Genomic DNA, 19,009 nt, shown 5'->3' on the forward strand with positions numbered 1-19,009 from the left:
CTCCTATCCATTATTGTGTTACAGTTTCCTTCTTTTCTGACAATGGAGCTGGTTCTATGCTCTGGTCATTCGGTGAAAGGTCGATGCCGTAATCTTTTGCAAACACCATGTGCGTTTCAGCTAGTATGTTTTCATGATTCAGATCGAGGTTAAAAACACGAGCGCCACGCAGTCTGTTCTTATCAGCCCCAGAAAGGCCATACGTCCCGAACCCTGTACTGCCACTGTAGCCGAGCATGATGCCGTAATAGTTCCCCGCATACGTGTTAATGTGATCATGTCCACAGAATACGCCTTTTACATCGCCACGATGCTGCATAGCGGAAAATAATCCTGAGTTGATCGGACCTGGACACTCTTCTTCATTTCTCTCTCCCTTAATTTGGTGCTTATCCACTGCACGCTTGTGATCGGCTTCTGTCCGACTGTCAACACTCGCATACCACATGTAACGGTGTTCCCATAATGGAATGTGAATGAACATGAGTGAAGGCACTTTATAGCCAAAACGGTTCTCAAGCTTCATAGACGTTTCGTTATACCAGCTTACTTGGTCAAAACGCAGCCAGTCCCATGTTGGGTAGCCGTCAAAATTTTGTCCAGCGATCGTTTTTGGTGCATAACGTCCACTGTCGAGCAGCCAGAAGTTGAATGCCGCTTTCTTTGCTTGTGCATCCCAAACAAGAAGATTCATGTTCCCTGTTCCGGTAATATGTTTTGCACCTTTGTCGTTTAGATTATGCTTATAGGCACGATAGAACTCCAGCATCTTGCTCTCGTCCACTCCGCTCTTTGCGGTAGAGTCTTCGTCATGGTTCCCGAATGTAACGGCCCATTTAATGCCTCGCTTTTCCATCGGCTGTGCAATATTATTCAACGCCTGCTTCATTTCCAGCTCTGTATCACAACCACCCGTAATGTTGTCTCCGTTCAGCACAACAAAGTCTGGTTTCTCTGAATCTAAGACTTTTTCCATTAACTCAATGGTACGGCGGTCAATGCGCTCATCATCTTGCGTGTCGTTGAATTGAACGACTTTGAACTTCCCGTTTGGATGGAAACGAAGTACTTTTTCTTCACTAGCATCAGCATGTACAGTCGTAATGTTGTTAAAAAGTGAAGAAGTGTCACCAAGCGAGCCAAGTGTTAAAGCAAGTGTGCTCGCTCCCCCAATCTTAATAAAATCGCGACGGTTAACTTGTTTTGAACTCATTTACAAACCCCTCCGTGTTATGTACTGACTTATCACTGATAGAGTAGCAACTGCGTTTATAGAGAGTGTTTGGCTGGTGTAAAGGTTTTATATAAAAAGTGTTTGAGAAGTTTTACAAATCAATGCCCCCATAATTTTTGCAACACCCATTCCTGTAACGGTGGACAGGCTGAATCCATATTTTAATATGAGGCATTCGAGGTAAGATTCACGAATCGTGTTGGATTCTTCTTAACTCGTTCTAGAAGTGACGTATCAATAAGGAGGTGCTTGAATTGGATAATAAACGTCAATGGGATCTGAATGGATTAAATCCGGGTGACTTTCAGGTTAGTGGTGGTACACCACACCATCCCCAAGATCAGCAGCAATCACAAGACCCGCGTATATTTATCCCCGGCTGTGTAATCGGAATTTGTTTTAACTTCTGCGCAGGTGTCTGCGGAGGTTGTGGCGGTTGCGGTGGATGCGGCGGTTGCGGCGGATGTGCTGGTCGTTGTGGAGGCTGTGGCGGTTGCGGTGGATGTGCTGGTCGTTGCGGCGGTTGCGGCGGACGCTGTGGCGGTTGTGGAGGCCGTTGCGGAGGTAGATAACGCATTTTTTTGAAGAAAAAACTGGGGGCTGGGCTCAAAAGTAGCGAACTTTTGAGGTCACGCCTCTTTTTTTATGTGCTGGACGCCATGATGAAGTAAGCGTGTATTTTTGTAAAAGACATTTTGGTGTTTTGTTTTTACAAAGTGAACACCAAAAATTATATTCACGTTAATTTCAATAATTTCACGTTATTTCGTTTTTATTCACGTTAATCGCTATAATTTCACGTTAAATCCAATAATTTCACATTAGTTGTTTTTCAGCCGATTTAGTAAGACATATCGGACAAGCAGTCTCCATAAACATAGATGATGAGCTTTTGGTAAGGAGGACTGTATCATGCAAAACATTCAACCTGAGATGCGTTTAAAAGTGAAAAGAGATACGTTTATCTATCCAGAATCGAACCAAGGTGTCTATCTCCGGAACAACGTTACTTCTATTCGAATGGAAGGAAGTACGATTGAAAAATGGCTGGAGAACTTGATTCCGATGTTAGACGGCAGTCAAACCCTTGATGATATAACAAATGGTTTACCACCTTCATTCAAAGATCAAGTGTTTAAAATCGCGCAAGTTTTATACGAAAATGGCTTTCTTCATGATCTCAGCCAGGATCTACCCCACCAGCTTTCAGAACAGATCCTTACAAAATATGCGTCACAAATCGAATTTATCAGCACGATGCGGGATTCTGGCGCATACCGGTTTCAGATGTTTCGTCAGGCAAAGGTAACTGTGATGGGCTCAGGTCCGCTACTCCTCTCTCTCGTTCTCTCGCTGATTCAATCTGGACTGCCTGCCTTCAGCATCCTCCCAACCCATTCACAAAAAGTGGATAAGCGCAGGTTGCAGGAAATCATTGCAGATGCGTCCAAATCAGATCCTGAAACAAAGATCATCGTCTTAGATGCTGAAGAGCATACTTGGAGTGAGAATCTAGAACACGCTGATTATATTATTTTTGGTTCACAGGACAGCGATCACTCTCAACTTCGTACCGTTCAGAAACTCTGCAGCGAGCAAGGAAAGCATTTTCTGCCTCTTACGATTGAAAAAGACCTAGCTTTCGCGGGACCGTTTTTGTCTCCAGATTCACAATTGAGCTGGGAATCTGCCTACCGCCGAGTTCACCAGGCACGAAATGAAAAAAGAGGATCAACAACCTCATCCACAGCTGGTGCGTTGTTAGCGAACGTGGCCGTCTTTGAATTGTTTAAAGACATTACCGGTGCACAGGAAAGGAAGAAAGATCAATCCATTTACCGACTTAACTTAGAAACACTTGAAGGAAACTGGAACAGTGTCCTTCCCCACTCACAAGTGGCACAACCTGAACAGATTCAAGAACCGCTCACCTTTTTAAAAGTACCAACCACCAACCAAACGACCTGCATTCGTTGTTTTATACAATCACTTCAAAAGAAACCGGTATTTTTCATACGTGGGAAGAAGAAGAACTGCTGCAGCTTCCCTTGTCACAATGCAAAGTTGGAGTCGCTGATCCGCGTTCAGAAGGTCCTTCCCGCCTTCAACCTTTGATGGTCTGTTCAGGACTTACGCATGAAGAAGCGAGATTAGAAGCTGGTCTAGCTGCAATCGAAAACTACGTGAAATTTTTGTATGCCGATACACCTCACTCAATGAGTGTCGGAACGGGCCGAAGTGCTGCAGAAGGATTATGTAGAGCACTGCAAAATGGACTTCATGAGATTTTTCTTAAATCCAATCCTGGTGTTTCAGCTGAGTTGGATACCCAGCAGTTACAAGATAAACACTGTCATTTTATGATAAAGGCTTTGTCCACATTAAGCCCTGAAGTGAAACTTCATTGGGGTAAAGATGTACTTGGTTTCCCTGTCGTTTGGGTACAATCTCAAGACGAGTGGTACGGAAGCATTGGCTTAAATGTGAAATCAGCTTTACGTCGAGCCCTGCAAACGGCTGTAATGGCTGCTCAAAATAAAGAAATACACCTCAACCCTTATGGTGTCGCGGTTTCCTCTATAACAACTGTAGCTGAAGGACAACAAGTTCCGCTTCCTGATCTAAAAGAGGAAACACCACAAGAAACATTGGCTTCAGCACTACACACATTAAAAAGTAACCACATGAAAGCCCAATTCTATAAACTCCAAGCAGAATCGATACTTACCGACAATACGTCCGGTATCTTCGGCATGACGCTCTCTGAGGAGGAACGGTCATGAGCCACTCTATCATCGTTATTGGAAAAGGAACATTAGCAGACTACGTTTGTAAAGAGCTGTCTGAAAACTATCAAATTACGCGCTCCGCCACGGTAGAAAAAGTTGTTCCAAACAAAGAAAATCTAGCATTAGTGCTCCACGATTATTGGGATCCGGCTGAACATCTAAAAGCGGAAGAGGTATTCCGAGCAAATTCCATCCCTTGGCTTCGTGGATTTGTATCGTTTGGTGAAGTGAACATAGGGCCACTAGTTCTCGCTGACAAACCAAGGTGTTCGCAGTGTGCAGATCTGCGCCACTTTCTAACGGGGCCAGACCGGAGAGAACATTTTCAGATCAAAGAATATCGACGAAATCAACGTGACATCCCCCGTGATCCATGGGGAACAAATCTCGCATTATTGCAAACTTCTACTTTAATACAGCAAGAGGTTGATACTTTTATAAAAGGTAATTCACCACGCACAGTGGAACACATCCTTTTACTTCATCTCGTTACGTTCAAACTCTCTCAACATTTCTTTTTGCCTGACCCGTACTGTGCAATGTGTGGCGATCTACCCGTGGATACCGATGATCACGCAAAGATCACACTCACACAAAGCCCGAAGACATCGATCGATAGTTATCGCTGCCGCTCGTTAGATGAACTGCAGAAAGTTCTGAGTCGCGATTATTTAGATGGCAGGACGGGACTCTTAAATTTTAAAAGATACGATTTGATCTCACCTTTTGCCGATACGGTGGTCAACTTACCACTGCTTTCTGGCAACGAATTAAATGCGGGACGTACGCATTCTTATCTGCAAAGTGAACTTTCAGGTATTTTAGAAGGACTCGAGCGATATTGCGGATATGCACCAAGAGGAAAGCGGACGGTCGTTTATGAGCCTTATTCCAAGGTTAAAAAAGTTGCTCTAAATCCTGATACGATCGGCACTCATACACAGAATCAATATAAAAAACAAAGGTTTCCGTTTAAGCCGTTTGATCCCGACCGCTCGATCCACTGGGTTTGGGGTTATTCGTTAACCGAGAACCGACCGCTCTTAGTGCCAGAGACGTTCGCTTATTACAGCTTAGGTGGCGGAGAAGGGTTCGTGTACGAAACGTCAAACGGCTGTGCGGTCGGCGGGAGTTTGGAGGAAGCAATTCTGTATGGAATCTTTGAGATCGTTGAACGTGATGCGTTTCTGATGACGTGGTACGGACAGCTTCCGATTCCACGACTGGACCTTAAGTCGATAGACGACACCGAATTGCAGCTCATGGTTCAGCGCATCCAACGTGTAACGGGATTTGAGATTCATTTATTTAACGCCACGACCGAGAATGGCATTCCGAGCATTTGGGCGATGGCGAAGAATACGAAGGAAGACGGCTTGAATCTTTTATGTGCAGCCGGCGCGCACCTAGATCCCCTTCGTGCGGCAAAAGGTGCGGTGCAGGAACTATCCGGCATGCTTTTAAATATGGAAGACTCGTTTGTCAAAAACCGAAAGAAATATGAAGAGATGTACCACGACTCAGATCTTGTTCGCCATATGGAAGACCATTCGATGGTATACGGTTTAAAGGAAGCCGAAAAACGCTTGTTCTTCCTGCTCGATAAGCGCAAAGTGAAGAGCTTTGAAGAGGAATTTCGACCGGTCCGAAAAACAGCGGATTTATTAGATGATTTAAAGTCCGTTTTAACCATTTTTCAAGAATTGAAGCTCGAGGTGATTGTTGTTGATCAAACGGGTCCTGAACTAAAACGAAACGGACTGCATTGTGTAAAAGTCGTGATTCCTGGCATGCTACCGATGACATTCGGACACCATCTTACTCGATTAAAAGGACTTCATCGGGTACTGACCGTTCCAGCAAAACTAGGATATGTAAAACAGCCGCTCACATTTGATGAGCTTAACCCGCATCCTCATCCATTTCCATAACCAGTGTGACAAGGGGGAATCGTTATGAACCTCGATGAATTTTTGTATAACCTTCATTACGAGATAGACAAGATAACTCCCCCTGACTGGGAGGTGAACTGGGATGACGCCCCGCTTCCCTATAAACTGTACAGAGGATTGCCTGTGGTGGAATTGAGCGCTGAGATTCCGGACTCACTGGAACATACCAAAAAGCCAACTTTAAAACACATCAGTCACTTTTTGTGGTATACGTTTGGTCTGACTCAAGTTAGTCAGTCGTTCGCTTTTGGTGATGTGTCGAACGCATGGACAACGTGCCGACGCTTCGTCCCGTCTGGCGGCGCCCTGTACCCGAGTGAACTTTATCTTTATTTAAAAATGGAGGATGCGGCTACAGGCATCTATCACTATGACGTGGCTCACCATCGTCTCGTTTGTTTGAGGAAGGAAATTTTGATGGCTATTTGGAGAGAGCACTTGGGAACCGGTGTGATATCTCTTCTTCTTTTGCTGTCGTGTTTATCTCAACATTCTTTTGGAAGAATTTCTTCAAATACAACAACTTCTCCTACCGGCTGCAAGGCTTAGATGCCGGATTTGTGATGGGTCAACTGCTGGAAGTTGGTAGACGAATGGGGTTTGAGTTAGGGGTCTATTATCAGTTTCTTGATGGCGCTATCAATCATCTTATTGGAATAAAGTTGAAAGAAGAAAGTGTATATGCGGTCATCCCTCTTTCGGTCGACCACGAGATGAGTTGGTTTCGTGATGATGCGGCAGAACCAATGACTAGCGAACAGTTGTGTGCCGAACTACAACCGCTTCACCACCAACATTACGTCCGGTCGAAGGTAATTAGAGAATACCCGATGCTGCTTAAGATGAATGAAGCGTGTATGCTGGATTCGTTCAACTCTCCACGCAAAATGCTTGTTCAACAAAAAGAAGGATTTGGGAGTTCTTCAATCACATTACCTGCTGTGGATCGGTTGAAGTATGATTTCTCTACTGCATGTCGAAGTCGTTATTCCCCTGGAATGGACTTTGTGCTAAAACCCATTAACTTGCATACCTTGTCGGCTCTTTTACATGAAACCATATCAGCGAGTTCCTATCGAAATGATCTGTACCAAGGGTTTCAACACATTCCTTATCATGTTTCCTTAAACCTCAGTACGTATAACATTGAAGGTTTACCAAATGGCATGTATGCGTATGACGTTCCTAGGCATGCATTACAGCGCATTGCCACTGGCGATTTTCGCAACTCACTGCAAGATGGATTGTTATCTGATTTTGTGAACATCGTGCAGATTCCGCTTTCCATTAACATCGCTGGCAATAAAGATCATTACAAAAATGCTTATGGATATAGAGGTCATCGCATTCAGCACATGGAAGTTGGCCTTCTGAGTCACCACTTAATTCTAGCCGCTTCGGCACTTAATATGGGAGGACACCCCGTTCTTGGATTTGATGTACCTTGGTATGATGAACTTCACCAACTGAGTCACAGAGACAAGACCAGTCTACTGCAAATCCCAGTCGGACACTACCGTCCACATCCAAGGCTACAAGGAAGTTTGTATTCTTCATCAAACTAATGTTTACAAAAAAATCGTGAGGCGCACCGTGAATTAGCAATGTAATTGGATATCCAAACAACATTAAAAATGACCAGATTTTCGTCTGGTCGTTTTCTTATAGTGTTATTCTATAAAAGCCCCGCATTGCGGAAGATCTACTCAATGAGTTTTAAAAAGTTTAATGTTTCTCTGAATGCATATTCTGCTGATTCTTTATTGTACTTTGGGGTGTACGGATCACTAAATCCGTGTTGACACTTAAATATGTGTATCCTTATATCCTTTTTATTTAATGTTGGTATTATTTTTTCAACATTAAATGATTTTTCTTCTGTTGGAAAAAACAACAATGTTGAACAGCTCGGATTAATATATAAGTAGTCTCTAATTCGTGAACCATAATAACCTACAACTCCATCCACACTTTTTTCCTGACTACACAACTCAAGCAATAGTTGCCCCTATACTGAATCCAATAATAAAAATTTTGGAGTAATGTTTTTGCTTTTCCAATATTATTTTTGTCACCATTTGTAATGCATGAGTAAATCCTATTCTATACGTAAAATTATGGTAAGCTTCTTCCTCTTGAGAATAGTTATAAGGGCTCTTTTGATTTAATAAATTTGGACATAAAACATCAAAGTCTTGCTCTGATAATAAATCACATATGTCTGTTATATGTTTGTTTATTCCATAGATTTCGTGTAAAACAATAATTAATTTATTTGAACCGTTTTCGATATTAATCACCTGGGCAAAATCTCTCCTTACTTTCATTCTTACAGTCATTAGTTTATTCATAATTAATCATTTAACAATCCTGCTATGTATTACCTCATTATATATTCCATTTTACTTCTATTAATCCTTTTTGCCGCAATTGGTAAGCAAGTGAATTAGCATACCAAAACAAAGCGTAACAATACCTATTTTCATCTTGCAAGAACGTATGTGAATTAGGGTGCTAATAACTGTAATAAAAATAGTGGACTTTCACAAAAACCCTTATATAAAAGAAAAAATCGCAACGAATTCCGTTGCGATTTATTGTACTATTTGCTATGCGATTTGGTTTGTTTTTTCTTGTACTCTTCCTAAAAAAGAATCCGTAAGGCACACACCTCACGATTTTTCTTATTCTTTACTTTGCTTTGGTTTACTCTTTGATTTACTGCCTATTTTAGAACGATATTCATTTCCTTTGTTATTATCGCCACTTATTAACTCACTGCTGAACTCTTGATCATGTTGTGCTTTAGGTGAACCTTGATTTTGGCTACCTTCACTGCCATTGCGATTTGTCATCAGAATTCCTCCTTTAGTAAAAAACTTCTATTTTAGTATGTCTGATTCGTTGCCTTTTACTCACGCCTATCCCTTTTGTAACTTCCAAAATGAGAGTGCTACTTTTTTAATTGTTTATTGTAAAATGGTGAGATTCGTTATATCCTTAATGAGAATGATAATCACTATTACTGCTTCCTGAGGAGGAACGCATATGGAAAACAAAGATATTTTTGATGTGACCATTATCGGTGGAGGGCCAGCAGGTCTGTACTCTGCCTTTTATAGCGGATTAAGAGAGATGAAGACAAAGATCATTGAGTATCAGCCGCAATTAGGCGGTAAGCTTCATGTATATCCTGAGAAGATGATCTGGGATGTTGGCGGCCATACTCCCTTCCAGGTGCAAAGCTTATCGAAAAGCTCGTTGAACAAGGACTAACATTCCATCCAGAAGTTGTATTAAATGAAAAAGTTGAGTCTATTTCGCGTGACGATGAGGGCATTTTTATTTTGAAAGGCTCTAGCGGTGAACGGCATTTTTCAAAAACCGTTATCGTTGCGGTTGGAAGCGGTATCTTAAATCCACAGAGGCTTGATATTGAAGGTGCTGAGAGGTTCGAAGTCTCTAACTTGAATTACACGGTAAAATCTCTTCAGCAATTTAAAGACAAGACTGTCGTGATTTCAGGCGGTGGAAATACAGCCATCGACTGGGCGAACGAATTGGTGCATATCGCCAAAAAAGTATATCTTACATATCGAAAAGGAACGTTAGCGGGGCACGAAGCGCAAGTGACACAGCTTATGAACAGTTGTGCCGACTGCATCTTCAACACTTCGATCTCTAAGCTGTTCGCTTGTCCAAACCATGAAGTGATTGAGCAGATCGAGCTAACCAATCATGTGACAGGTGAAATTTCGTACTTGCCGATTGATGAAGTCATTATTAATCATGGCTATGAACAAGACACGTCATTGCTCGGAAATAGCGATTTGAATATCGAGCTTGCGGATAACTTTTATATCGCAGGTAATGCGAACAGTGAATCGTCAGTCCCTGGACTGTATGCGGCAGGCGACATACTGAAACACGAAGGGAAGTTGAACTTAATCGCGGGAACGTTTCAAGATGCAGCGAACGCCGTGAATAAAGCGAAACAATTCATCCAGCCCGATGCTCAAACAGTAGCCATGGTTTCTTCTCATAACGAAGTGTTCAAAGAGCGTAACCGTGAACTTGTCAAACAGTTGATTCATTCTTAATTGGAAAAGGAGCCAGTCGGCTCCTTTTTTCTATTCGATACTATTTTTTCCGTACGTGTTTCTATATTTATTACACATTCGCGCAGAAGTACATGAATTTCGCGCGGTTCAATTGAGTTTGCACGCAGTTGAGCTTCAGTTCCACGCGGTTCATGAGAAGTTTCGCGCGATAATTCTTTAAAAAGTCTAACGATGCGTTGGCCACGAGCCCTGCATTTTTCTGATCTGAATGATTTGTCCCGTATGATAAGCGTCATGAAGAAAGATATCCAACATTTTTTTCGAATGAGTTTTTCCCAAGCTCTTCATTGGTCATTTCACTTAAAAGTTCTCTTAATCTGTTATGTGCGTTTTCTGCACGTTCCACCACTTCATTCCAATCGGTATCTTCCCTTGTTTGTTCGGTGAGAGAGAAGGTTTCATCACCATCCAGATTGTGTACCCATTCACGTCCTTCCAAGTTTGCCACAAGTCGTTCTTTGTAATAAATAAGATGATTGGTGTTCTCCCAGATTGTTTTGGTGGCCTCCCCAGCCGGTCTCCAACTCGCTTGTTCTGCCGTGATCCCCTCAATGGCAGGCATGAGCGGTGCATACCAACTCTCCTGATTGAATGTTGAATCCATCACATTCAACAGCAAGTCCATTTTACTCATCCTCATTTCCTCCCATCTATAAACTTTACCCTCTTGAATTAAACGCCTGCTGAATTTGTTGCTAATGGTTCAACAAGGTCTGTATCAGGCGGAACATAACCGAGCTGTCTTCCAATCTTTACGATTTGCCCCTTATGATGAAATTCATGAGTCATCGTATGTGTAAATAGCCACAGTGCAGTGAACTCAGCTTTACTGCCACTTCTGAACGTTACTTCTACGGATTGATCCCATTTGTCTTCAAACTCATTCAAAAATTCGTATACCAATTCATCCGTTTTTCTAAAAACCTCGCGCATTTCCTGTACGTTAGATACAGATTCTGGTGTTATGATGGGAAGCGATTTACCAAGCGCCCGAACACCCAACCAACCGTGATAACATTCAGCTACATGTACATGAAGATTACGAATCGAATCTCCACCAAAGTTTTCAAGCTCTTTCACATAATCTGATGGTGACAACGTCTCGCAATACGTAAATAACGTTTCTCTTGTGCGGCATATCCAGTCATACTGAGTCTTAAATAAACTCATGATCTCACTCTCCCTTATTTAACTGCTTTCCCCATACTTCAACAAAAAGAGCACTTCTCCTTCTTGATTATTTGTATAATAAAAAGCCTGAGTTGGTCTCAGACTTTTATTAGACTAAATCTTTTAAATTAAATCCTTCCAATCGTTCCAAGCGTTTAGATATTCCTTAAAATCATCAGGGTGATGTTTTATACAAGTTGCTAACCGATGATATAACCCAATCATCACGTCTTCATATAAAGTAAAATTTATTCGGTTGCTTTCAACATGTAAAACACGTGCTGCAGCATCTATTGTTTGTTTGGTCAAATCATCTGGTGACGAACAAAAAGCATAGATTAAATCATAAAGAGGGTCTCCAATAACAGGAGTTGGGTCAATTACCCCAGTTAATTGACCATGATTGAATATTAAATTATGAACGCCAAGATCTCCGTGCAATAGATATGGTTGAATCCTGAGATCTTTTACTTTCTGAACAAGGTTGAACACAAGATCATGATCATTTTCATCTAAATATGAATCTAGAATTTTTTTGCATCATTCGTTCTGTTCAATAGATAAGAATGCCAAGAATCTGTTGTTTCATCTGCCCAGCCCCACCCATTCATTTCGGGTACAGTTTTATAGTGATTGATTAGATTTTGTACAAGTTTTACGAGCAGTTCCTGTTTGTTATTCCTTGTATAATCAGTAGAACCCGCAATAAATGAATAAACGAGATATGTATTGTATTGTTCAACAAAATGTAGATGTGGCAATAGACTTAAGTCACCGTAGTTTTTAAGAAAATTGGCCTCTGATTGAGTAATTTTCGGTTCGTTCGATTTCACGACATATTGATTTCCATCCTTTGTATGTAGGAGGAACAATTGACTTACAGTACCACCTGTTAAAGCCTTGTATTCTATTATTTCTGAACCAAGTATATGATCTTGATTTAATTTTTTAATAATCTTTCTGATATTCATATGTCTCTCCTTATTAAACAAACCTTCTTCTATCGACTCTTTGGAATTAAGTGGTTATTCAGCTTTCCATTCATACAGAATATCTGGCAGGTTTTCTTCATTTTCATGACCTTTTCCAATAATTTTAAATCCATTTCTTTCATAAAACCGTTGTGCGTTTTTATTTACCTCGAATGTATATAAGGTCAATGTTCCAGTAGAATAATCCTTTGCTTTTTGTAGTAACTTTTTACCTATACCCAAATTTTTATAATCGTTATGGATGTATAGTTGGTTTATTTGCGTTTCGTTATAAGCAATCATTCCAACCACTTTTTCGTCCATAGCTGCAAGTTCAATTTTAAATTCTTTAGGTAGGATATGGTTTATAAAATATACATGACTCTCAAAACTATGAGCTTCCTTTTGTCTGATCGCCTCATACTTACTATCACGCCACATTCTGACTGTTTGTTCAGCATACTTAGATGCATAGGGAATAATGATAACTTCACATTGCTTCAACCTTACACATCCTTTCTTTTGTGGTATTATGCAAGACTCTTATTTACTTGAAGAAATGCACACGAGATCAAATGATAAAGAAATCTCTTAATCTATTATTTAGTAAAAAACCAAGTAACAAATAAAATAACGGCTATTACCGCCCAACTAATAGAGAACCCGTACTTCTTCAACTGCAACTCTCCTTTAATTAAGCTTTAAATTCAACTTGTAATTTTATTCTTTTCCACAATAACCTCTTCATTCGAATTTTTGATAACCACATCAAAATTCCGATGATAAGGATGCATAAACAGCTCATATTGAATTCTGCGCTCATTATGAGATTGTCTGAGAAAATGAATATCTGTTCCACGTTCATTTACATCTCGAATCCCTCTTCTACTTAACTCGGTTTCTCCATTTGTGTAAAAGTAAATTTTCAAATCAAATAGATGAGGATCAACAAATGCTACACTCATTCCTTCAACAATGTTTACTTTCTTTTGGGAAGAAATCAACGTGCTCTTCACATAATTCGTACCAATTGAATAAACATCTAAACCATCTTTGATCATATGTATGTCCCGCTCTAGAGCGAATGTTTGGTGAGCGTCCGGATGACACGCTGTCATTTTGTGCTGATGCATCTCACCTTCATATTCATAATCAATAATCGTGTTCTTTCTGAGATTGGAACCAACAATATAGGGATCTGTATTGATGTAATTCACCTCTTCTTGTCCAAGAAGTTTTACAAGGTTATTGGCAAACGTGGTCTTTCCTGCAGCACCATGACCCGAAATTCCAACGATTAATCTTCCATCTCTATGGTTAATCAAATTCGCGATTCTCTGTAATATCTTGTCCATAATTTCTCCCCCGCGTTATATATTACTCAACCTCAATTTTCTTAAGAACATTCATTTCAGCGCTGACGTTATACTTCAAATAATCTTCTTGAAGAATTCCCCAAACGGCACAGTCCTTGTATTGCCCCTTGGAATTGCGGATCATATGTCTGATTATGCCTTCTTGCGCCATTCCCACTTTACTCATCATTCTTCCTGAAGCCGGATTATCGGTGTTATGTGCGGCAGATATTTTATGAATGTTCATATGCCTGAAACCAAATTCCACAACCGCTCTTAACGCTTCCGTTCCAAAGCCCTGATTCCACCAATGGTAGCCAAGCGCGTAACCCACCTCACAATTTTCAGTGAGTTTGTCAAAATCATATAAATCGATCTCTCCAATTAGTTCACCGCTCTCTTTCAATTCAATCCCCCAGTAACAAAAATCTTTACTTTCATATTGACTCACAATGTTAGCTACTCTTTCAATGGTTTGGGAAACACTCTTATGTGCAGCATTGATTTTATTGTCTGATACACGTTCGTCTGAAAGCCAATGATCGAACACACATTGAGCATCTGTAAGTTCCAATCTTCTAAGGATTAACCGATCCGTTTCTAACGTGGGTGTTCCTGAAAAGTTTATCATTTTGTTCACCTTCTCAATAGAAATCTATTACCTTTTAAGACATGATGTTAAAAAGAAACATTTCCTATATTATATATTGAACCTACTAAACTTTACACTTTTTCCCAACAGGAAGCTTGCTGCAAAAAAACCTGAGAACTTGTCTCAGGTTTCTAGAAAAATTGTGAAACTTCTTCTTACCGCTACCACAATGACACGGTTCATTTCTGCCAACCATCTTAACATTCCTTCCTGGCATGTTTTCTACCTCATATCGTACAGTAAAGGGCGTTGTAATAAATGAACAATACATAAGAAGATTGAATTCTGTCCATTTTTTAACTTGTACAAGCACTTTTCTGCTAGTTTCATAAACTAGTAGTAGAAAGGGGTGATGTTTTGGCTCAATTTCTAGATACAAGAACTAGCCAGAATGCTAGTTATGCAAACTCGATCGCGATCCCTATCCTTGTTGTAGATACGCCACAATTAGTTGGACAAATCGGTTTAAACATACAGAATGCAGGTCCTAATATTCGTGTGGATCTACAAGGTACGGTTACGGTCCAACTTCCTTTAGCACTTGTTGGAATTACGATTACGGTTGTAAGAGGAACACTTCCAACGGATGAAACTGTATTTTCAGCTACTCAAACATTTAGTTTAGATGTTCTCGCGCCACAAGTAATTTCATTCAATGGTTCCGACTATGATCCACCTGCAGGTAATCAGCTAACGTACACCATGTTCGTTAGTTCCAATCTTCTAGGTACAGTTCGTGTCGGTCCAGAAAGTTTCACAGGGACCGCTTTAAGCGACTGATAAAAACTCCTTTCTAGTTTAAGTAAAATAAAAAATTGGGCACATCATTATAGTTGATGTGCTTTTGGCGTTTTCAGTCTTATACAAAAAGCAAAAAACGCCCAACTGGACGTTTTTACTTATTTCTTCTCTAAATAAACAAACTCATCCACTGTGTTCATGGACGATGACGCTTTTAACACCTTCCACCCTTTTAACCGACTTCCGCACTGAAAATGGATCATTTCACCTTGCTTCAATTGAATTTTGTGAGTCGCGCTCTCCACCCAATCAATCTGCATTTTTACAATGTACTCGCCAGGCTCCACATCAATCTGTTTGGTTTCCCCATCCTTAATGTTCTCACGTTTGTTGTCGTTGATATAGATGTCAAACTTTCTCCATTTGTTCGCAAACTGACTTTCTCGTTCAAAGGCCATCTTCGCCATAGATTTCTCATCCTTCTATCCCATTCCATCTTACAAATTATTACATTTCTTCATTACATACTTCATAAACTTCACAGCATCATTTCTTCTCTTTATCATCGATCCGTAGTGAGAAAACTTATTTCCCTTCCGAATGCGTAACGCTTCTCGTATGATTTGGTGATATTCTTCAGGAACGGTCTCTAGCGCATATTCTCCTGCACCCACTTTTGAGGTGATATCTTCTTCTTTAATCGAGTAAAAAAGCCGTGTTACCCCAAGCACTCCCCACTCAATCATGCTAGGGCTAACAAATAGACCAGGAAATTGGAGTGACGTGACACGTTGACAATTTTTCACCCAGTGAAGCCAATAGCCATTGATGTTTTCCACCAAGTTCGTTTTCAGCTGCTTCCAATCTGCGGTTAAATGATAGGTTTCGATTGGTAGTCCTTTTACGACGATGCCGTATGTTCTTAGTTGATAAGCATCAATCCAGTTGCGGTGGAAAGGCCGGTACATCTGAAGTCTTCCTTCATTAAAATACGGACAAGAGGACTCTTCATTTCGCCCCTCTAGATCTTCACGCGTTACATACATACCATCTAAACTCGGCTTTGGAAACTGTTTTTTCATGTCTGCATGAAATTGTTTTAACACGTCAACCTGAGCATCAGTCAGTTTTTCTTTTACAACACTATAAAAGTCTATGTCGCTTAATCCCTCTTGATAAGCACCTAATGAAACAGAGCCAAAGAGATAAAAGGATTCCAGCACGTTTGGCAGTCTTTCCTCTACCCTCTTCAAGTAGACATCTATTACTTCCTGCACTTCTTTTGGTAAGTGGTTTACCTTATTCGTTAATTGTGATTGAGTCATCGTTGTTGCCCTACTTTCATTTATGAAATATGGAATATTCTTTTTCAATTGTTTCAGCAAGCCGTTCTGTCCCAACAGCACCTACATGAAAGGTTTTGTTATCCCGCCAATAGATCTCTCTAAAAGTAATACCATTGCTTAATTCAAATTCTAAAAAGATGCTTTTTCCATCATCTTTGTTTTCTTTCATTAGCTCTTCAGAATCTTGTAATGGGAGTTCCAGCCATTCGTTGAGAAAGATTTTAGTAGAAGCCTCAGAAAAACGTATGAAGTCTCCTACCGTCTAGTGTGCTTTCAATGTGTATGTGGTTAACGAGATTTTTAATGGGATAATACTCCTTGACCGTTTTTGCTTTTGTGTTTTGTTCTACAACGAAGACTTGATCATTTGCTAAAACAGCAAGTGATGTTGGCGTATCTTTTATGGAGTAAATGGGAGTGCCCTCATCTAAATAGGTCGCGTCACCGTTTTTCATTTTATAGTTGCTGCAAGCGTCATCAGCCATTTTATAGCCAACTTCACCAAGTACATCACCTTGTACAATATTAAGTTCAACCTGATCGTGTGGGTCAGGAAAGTCATGTTCATACTTAACATCCTTAATCTTAACCGCATGAATCCATTCAATCTCACCATCTGGACAGCCAATCGAAACACGGCTGCAAGAAGTAACCTGGAAAACGAGTATGAAAACAAAAAGCAATTTCACAAAATTCTTCATGTATTTCCTCCAAAACGCACATTCTACATATGTAAATATTCTCCACTATCAAGACAAGCTCCTCTTTCATGTGTTGACATACAACCAAAAGGTGTTATATCCTAAACATGCAACCAAATGGTTATATATTATTTATAGGAGATGAACGTTCATGGCATCATTACCGGATATTAAACAAACCGCGCTCTTCAACGCACCGATTCAAAAAGTGTGGGATTCTGTATCAACAGCAGAAGGCATGTCTTCTTGGTTCATGCCAAATGACTTTAAAGCCGAAGAAGGACACGAATTTCATATTCAGTCACCTTTTGGACCTTCACCGTGTAAGGTGCTCGTAATCGATGAGCCAAATAAGCTTTCGTTTGCATGGGACAACGATGGCTGGGTGGTTACGTTTTTGTTAGAAGAAAAAGGAGATCAGACAGAATTCACCCTAATTCATAGTGGATGGAAAGAAGAAGACGCGATGGTTGGAAAAGCCAATCAAAAGGCTCAAGATGTGCATGACCGCATGAACGGCGGATGGGTTGGTATCGTAAATGAAAGACTGAAAAAGGTAGTTGAGGGCTAAGTGGCAGCACCTGCAGAAAAACACGATGTTTTTAAAGCAATTGCGGATCCTACACGGCGTGAAGTATTAAGGCTATTAGCAGAAAACGAACGGCCAATCTCAGAGATTGCGGATCACTTTGATATGAGCCGAACCGCTGTGACGAAGCATCTGCAGATTTTAACGGAAGCTGAACTCATTTCAGGATGGAAAGAAGGACGTGAAAAAATTTACCAGCTGCACCCTGAGCCTTTAACAGAAGTGAAGCAGTGGCTGTCTTATTATGAGAAGTTTTGGGAGAATAAGTTGGCTATGTTGAGGCATCTTGTTGAGGATGATAAGAAGTAAAAAAGCTTAAGGATATTTTTCCTTAAGCTTTTCAATTTATAATTGGATTTTCTTTTGTGGAGTCCAAATGTCTGTAAAACCATTTTCCTTGGAATAATTATAAAGCTCAATCAATTTCTTTTCTGTGTAGACTTTCATGTCTGGTCTTTGGTTTACAATTGAATTGTTGGTTAATTCTATGTTTCTATCTATTAGAAAATCTAAATATTTTTCTACGGCTAATTTATCGTTCTTAGCTAAGTTACATGAACTACAGGAGATGACCAAATTCCATAATTGATCAGTTTGCACAAAACTCCAGGGAATAAAATGATCAACGTGGATAGACCCTTTTTCTTAATTTCTTTTTCACAATAAAAACACTTGTCATTATAAAAAGATGATAAAAGGAAGTAGAATTCATTCAACGAAGATCTTTTAGATACATTTTCAACTTTCATAAGAAGATTCGTAACATCTCCATTTTGGTTGAACTTTTCTAAAAATAAAGCAAGGTGATAGTTCGTTAAGTAAGTCAGCACTTTCTGAAACCGTTGCATAAACGAATAATAACTAGGATTAATTTTGATAGATTCTCTCTTATTATCGAAGTCATAGATTGTACTATCAGTATCACCGTATATAGCACCCATAACATTCAGCTTAGCCTTCTTTTTAACCTTTGTTATGATTTCAATCTGAAGTTCATCAGAAAGTTTATCAAACACAAAAGTATTTGGAACAATGTACTTTTCTTTGATTTCTATAAGTATTTTTTGTACCTCTGCTTTCTTTCCGGTCATGTTAATCTGATTCAAATTATGATGTATAACAAGATTCCAATATATTTTAGAAAAACTTGCATATATAAGATCGTAGGTTAATTCTAATTTTTCATTAACATTATAAAGATTCTCTAAGATTGACTTAATCAAGACAAATTTATATGTTGTGGAATTTTTAGATTTTGGAGAAAAGATATAATTGAAGTGTCCCCATATTTCCTTGTCAGTCAAATATTCAACTGTCATTTCCCCTACTTGAAGTTTGTGGCTCATTTTATCAACTCTATTCCTGATAATCCTTCTAAACTATTACAT

At 39.9% G+C, this 19,009-nt stretch carries 22 protein-coding genes and 4 pseudogenes; 9 read left to right on the forward strand and 17 right to left on the reverse strand.

Going from position 1 to position 19,009, the window contains the following annotated elements; all coding sequences use genetic code 11:
• Positions 1 to 10: 10 nt before the first annotated feature.
• Positions 11 to 1,213 (reverse strand): metallophosphoesterase, encoded by a 1,203-nt coding sequence (locus ACEWFH_RS16535; protein WP_473724871.1) that lies wholly within the window; start codon positions 1,211 to 1,213, stop codon positions 11 to 13.
• Between the two features lie 275 nt (positions 1,214 to 1,488).
• Between ACEWFH_RS16535 and ACEWFH_RS16540 the strand changes: the two genes are divergently transcribed.
• The 5 genes and pseudogenes from ACEWFH_RS16540 (at position 1,489) to ACEWFH_RS16560 (ending at position 7,540) form a co-directional block, all read left to right on the forward strand.
• Positions 1,489 to 1,806, forward strand: a complete 318-nt coding sequence (locus ACEWFH_RS16540) for a hypothetical protein (RefSeq protein ID WP_473724872.1) — start codon at positions 1,489 to 1,491, stop codon at positions 1,804 to 1,806.
• A 340-nt stretch (positions 1,807 to 2,146) separates the two neighbouring features.
• On the forward strand, positions 2,147 to 3,349 hold the full coding sequence (locus tag ACEWFH_RS16545; protein WP_473724873.1) for a hypothetical protein: 1,203 nt from the start codon (positions 2,147 to 2,149) through the stop codon (positions 3,347 to 3,349).
• Complete coding sequence (locus tag ACEWFH_RS16550; RefSeq protein ID WP_473724874.1) at positions 3,283 to 4,017, forward strand: hypothetical protein; 735 nt, start codon at positions 3,283 to 3,285, stop codon at positions 4,015 to 4,017. Before ACEWFH_RS16545 ends, ACEWFH_RS16550 begins: the two co-directional genes overlap by 67 nt.
• Positions 4,014 to 5,954 carry a TOMM precursor leader peptide-binding protein gene (locus ACEWFH_RS16555; RefSeq protein WP_473724875.1) on the forward strand — a complete coding sequence of 647 codons (1,941 nt, stop codon included), beginning with the start codon at positions 4,014 to 4,016 and terminating at the stop codon, positions 5,952 to 5,954. Before ACEWFH_RS16550 ends, ACEWFH_RS16555 begins: the two co-directional genes overlap by 4 nt.
• Before the next feature lie 24 nt (positions 5,955 to 5,978).
• Positions 5,979 to 7,540 (forward strand): annotated as a pseudogene (locus ACEWFH_RS16560) (SagB family peptide dehydrogenase).
• A 137-nt stretch (positions 7,541 to 7,677) separates the two neighbouring features.
• Here the strand turns inward: ACEWFH_RS16560 and ACEWFH_RS16565 are convergent.
• Both ACEWFH_RS16565 and ACEWFH_RS16570 read right to left on the reverse strand, forming a co-directional pair.
• Positions 7,678 to 8,326 (reverse strand): annotated as a pseudogene (locus ACEWFH_RS16565) (dienelactone hydrolase family protein).
• A 333-nt stretch (positions 8,327 to 8,659) separates the two neighbouring features.
• Entirely contained in the window at positions 8,660 to 8,830 is a 171-nt protein-coding gene (locus ACEWFH_RS16570; protein ID WP_473724876.1) for an imidazoleglycerol-phosphate dehydratase, read from the reverse strand.
• Between the two features lie 193 nt (positions 8,831 to 9,023).
• Here ACEWFH_RS16570 and ACEWFH_RS16575 point away from each other — a divergent pair.
• Positions 9,024 to 10,075: pseudogene (locus ACEWFH_RS16575) on the forward strand (NAD(P)/FAD-dependent oxidoreductase).
• 186 nt (positions 10,076 to 10,261) lie between these two features.
• Here ACEWFH_RS16575 and ACEWFH_RS16580 read toward each other — a convergent pair.
• The 8 genes and pseudogenes from ACEWFH_RS16580 to ACEWFH_RS16615 all read right to left on the reverse strand — a co-directional run bounded on the left by ACEWFH_RS16580 (position 10,262) and on the right by ACEWFH_RS16615 (position 14,515).
• Positions 10,262 to 10,730: pseudogene (locus tag ACEWFH_RS16580) on the reverse strand (DinB family protein).
• Positions 10,731 to 10,768: 38 nt separating this feature from the next.
• Complete coding sequence (locus ACEWFH_RS16585; RefSeq protein WP_473724877.1) at positions 10,769 to 11,266, reverse strand: DinB family protein; 498 nt, start codon at positions 11,264 to 11,266, stop codon at positions 10,769 to 10,771.
• A 123-nt stretch (positions 11,267 to 11,389) separates the two neighbouring features.
• Entirely contained in the window at positions 11,390 to 11,797 is a 408-nt protein-coding gene (locus ACEWFH_RS16590) for a phosphotransferase (RefSeq protein ID WP_473727328.1), read from the reverse strand.
• Entirely contained in the window at positions 11,791 to 12,237 is a 447-nt protein-coding gene (locus tag ACEWFH_RS16595; protein ID WP_473724878.1) for a hypothetical protein, read from the reverse strand. The genes ACEWFH_RS16590 and ACEWFH_RS16595 overlap by 7 nt, the downstream gene beginning before the upstream one ends.
• 54 nt (positions 12,238 to 12,291) lie before the next feature.
• On the reverse strand, positions 12,292 to 12,678 hold the full coding sequence (locus tag ACEWFH_RS16600; protein ID WP_473727329.1) for a GNAT family N-acetyltransferase: 387 nt from the start codon (positions 12,676 to 12,678) through the stop codon (positions 12,292 to 12,294).
• Between the two features lie 266 nt (positions 12,679 to 12,944).
• On the reverse strand, positions 12,945 to 13,592 hold the full coding sequence (locus ACEWFH_RS16605) for a uridine kinase family protein (RefSeq protein ID WP_473724879.1): 648 nt from the start codon (positions 13,590 to 13,592) through the stop codon (positions 12,945 to 12,947).
• A 22-nt stretch (positions 13,593 to 13,614) separates the two neighbouring features.
• Positions 13,615 to 14,223, reverse strand: a complete 609-nt coding sequence (locus ACEWFH_RS16610; RefSeq protein WP_473724880.1) for a GNAT family N-acetyltransferase — start codon at positions 14,221 to 14,223, stop codon at positions 13,615 to 13,617.
• Positions 14,224 to 14,308: 85 nt separating this feature from the next.
• A complete protein-coding gene (locus ACEWFH_RS16615; protein ID WP_473727330.1) occupies positions 14,309 to 14,515 on the reverse strand; it encodes an SEC-C metal-binding domain-containing protein in 207 nt (68 codons plus the stop codon).
• A gap of 86 nt (positions 14,516 to 14,601) precedes the next feature.
• Between ACEWFH_RS16615 and ACEWFH_RS16620 the strand changes: the two genes are divergently transcribed.
• Positions 14,602 to 15,024: a hypothetical protein gene (locus ACEWFH_RS16620; protein ID WP_473724881.1), complete on the forward strand. Its 423-nt coding sequence runs from the start codon at positions 14,602 to 14,604 to the stop codon at positions 15,022 to 15,024.
• A 119-nt stretch (positions 15,025 to 15,143) separates the two neighbouring features.
• Here the strand turns inward: ACEWFH_RS16620 and ACEWFH_RS16625 are convergent, their stop codons facing one another.
• From ACEWFH_RS16625 to ACEWFH_RS16640, 4 genes are all read right to left on the reverse strand, one after another.
• Complete coding sequence (locus tag ACEWFH_RS16625) at positions 15,144 to 15,452, reverse strand: hypothetical protein (RefSeq protein WP_473724882.1); 309 nt, start codon at positions 15,450 to 15,452, stop codon at positions 15,144 to 15,146.
• A gap of 30 nt (positions 15,453 to 15,482) precedes the next feature.
• Positions 15,483 to 16,310, reverse strand: a complete 828-nt coding sequence (locus tag ACEWFH_RS16630; protein WP_473724883.1) for an aminoglycoside adenylyltransferase domain-containing protein — start codon at positions 16,308 to 16,310, stop codon at positions 15,483 to 15,485.
• Positions 16,311 to 16,326: 16 nt separating this feature from the next.
• A complete protein-coding gene (locus ACEWFH_RS16635; RefSeq protein WP_473724884.1) occupies positions 16,327 to 16,500 on the reverse strand; it encodes a hypothetical protein in 174 nt (57 codons plus the stop codon).
• A 64-nt stretch (positions 16,501 to 16,564) separates the two neighbouring features.
• On the reverse strand, positions 16,565 to 17,032 hold the full coding sequence (locus tag ACEWFH_RS16640; protein WP_473724885.1) for a hypothetical protein: 468 nt from the start codon (positions 17,030 to 17,032) through the stop codon (positions 16,565 to 16,567).
• A 151-nt stretch (positions 17,033 to 17,183) separates the two neighbouring features.
• Between ACEWFH_RS16640 and ACEWFH_RS16645 the strand changes: the two genes are divergently transcribed.
• Complete coding sequence (locus tag ACEWFH_RS16645; RefSeq protein WP_473724886.1) at positions 17,184 to 17,603, forward strand: SRPBCC family protein; 420 nt, start codon at positions 17,184 to 17,186, stop codon at positions 17,601 to 17,603.
• A complete protein-coding gene (locus ACEWFH_RS16650; RefSeq protein ID WP_473724887.1) occupies positions 17,604 to 17,930 on the forward strand; it encodes an ArsR/SmtB family transcription factor in 327 nt (108 codons plus the stop codon). It begins immediately after the preceding gene.
• A gap of 36 nt (positions 17,931 to 17,966) precedes the next feature.
• Here the strand turns inward: ACEWFH_RS16650 and ACEWFH_RS16655 are convergent, their stop codons facing one another.
• Together ACEWFH_RS16655 and ACEWFH_RS16660 are read right to left on the reverse strand one after the other, a co-directional pair.
• Positions 17,967 to 18,221: a hypothetical protein gene (locus tag ACEWFH_RS16655; RefSeq protein ID WP_473724888.1), complete on the reverse strand. Its 255-nt coding sequence runs from the start codon at positions 18,219 to 18,221 to the stop codon at positions 17,967 to 17,969.
• On the reverse strand, positions 18,167 to 18,967 hold the full coding sequence (locus ACEWFH_RS16660; protein ID WP_473724889.1) for an HNH endonuclease: 801 nt from the start codon (positions 18,965 to 18,967) through the stop codon (positions 18,167 to 18,169). Before ACEWFH_RS16660 ends, ACEWFH_RS16655 begins: the two co-directional genes overlap by 55 nt.
• Positions 18,968 to 19,009 lie beyond the last annotated feature (42 nt).

The organism is Fictibacillus sp. EA-CB0309 (genome assembly GCF_055814265.1).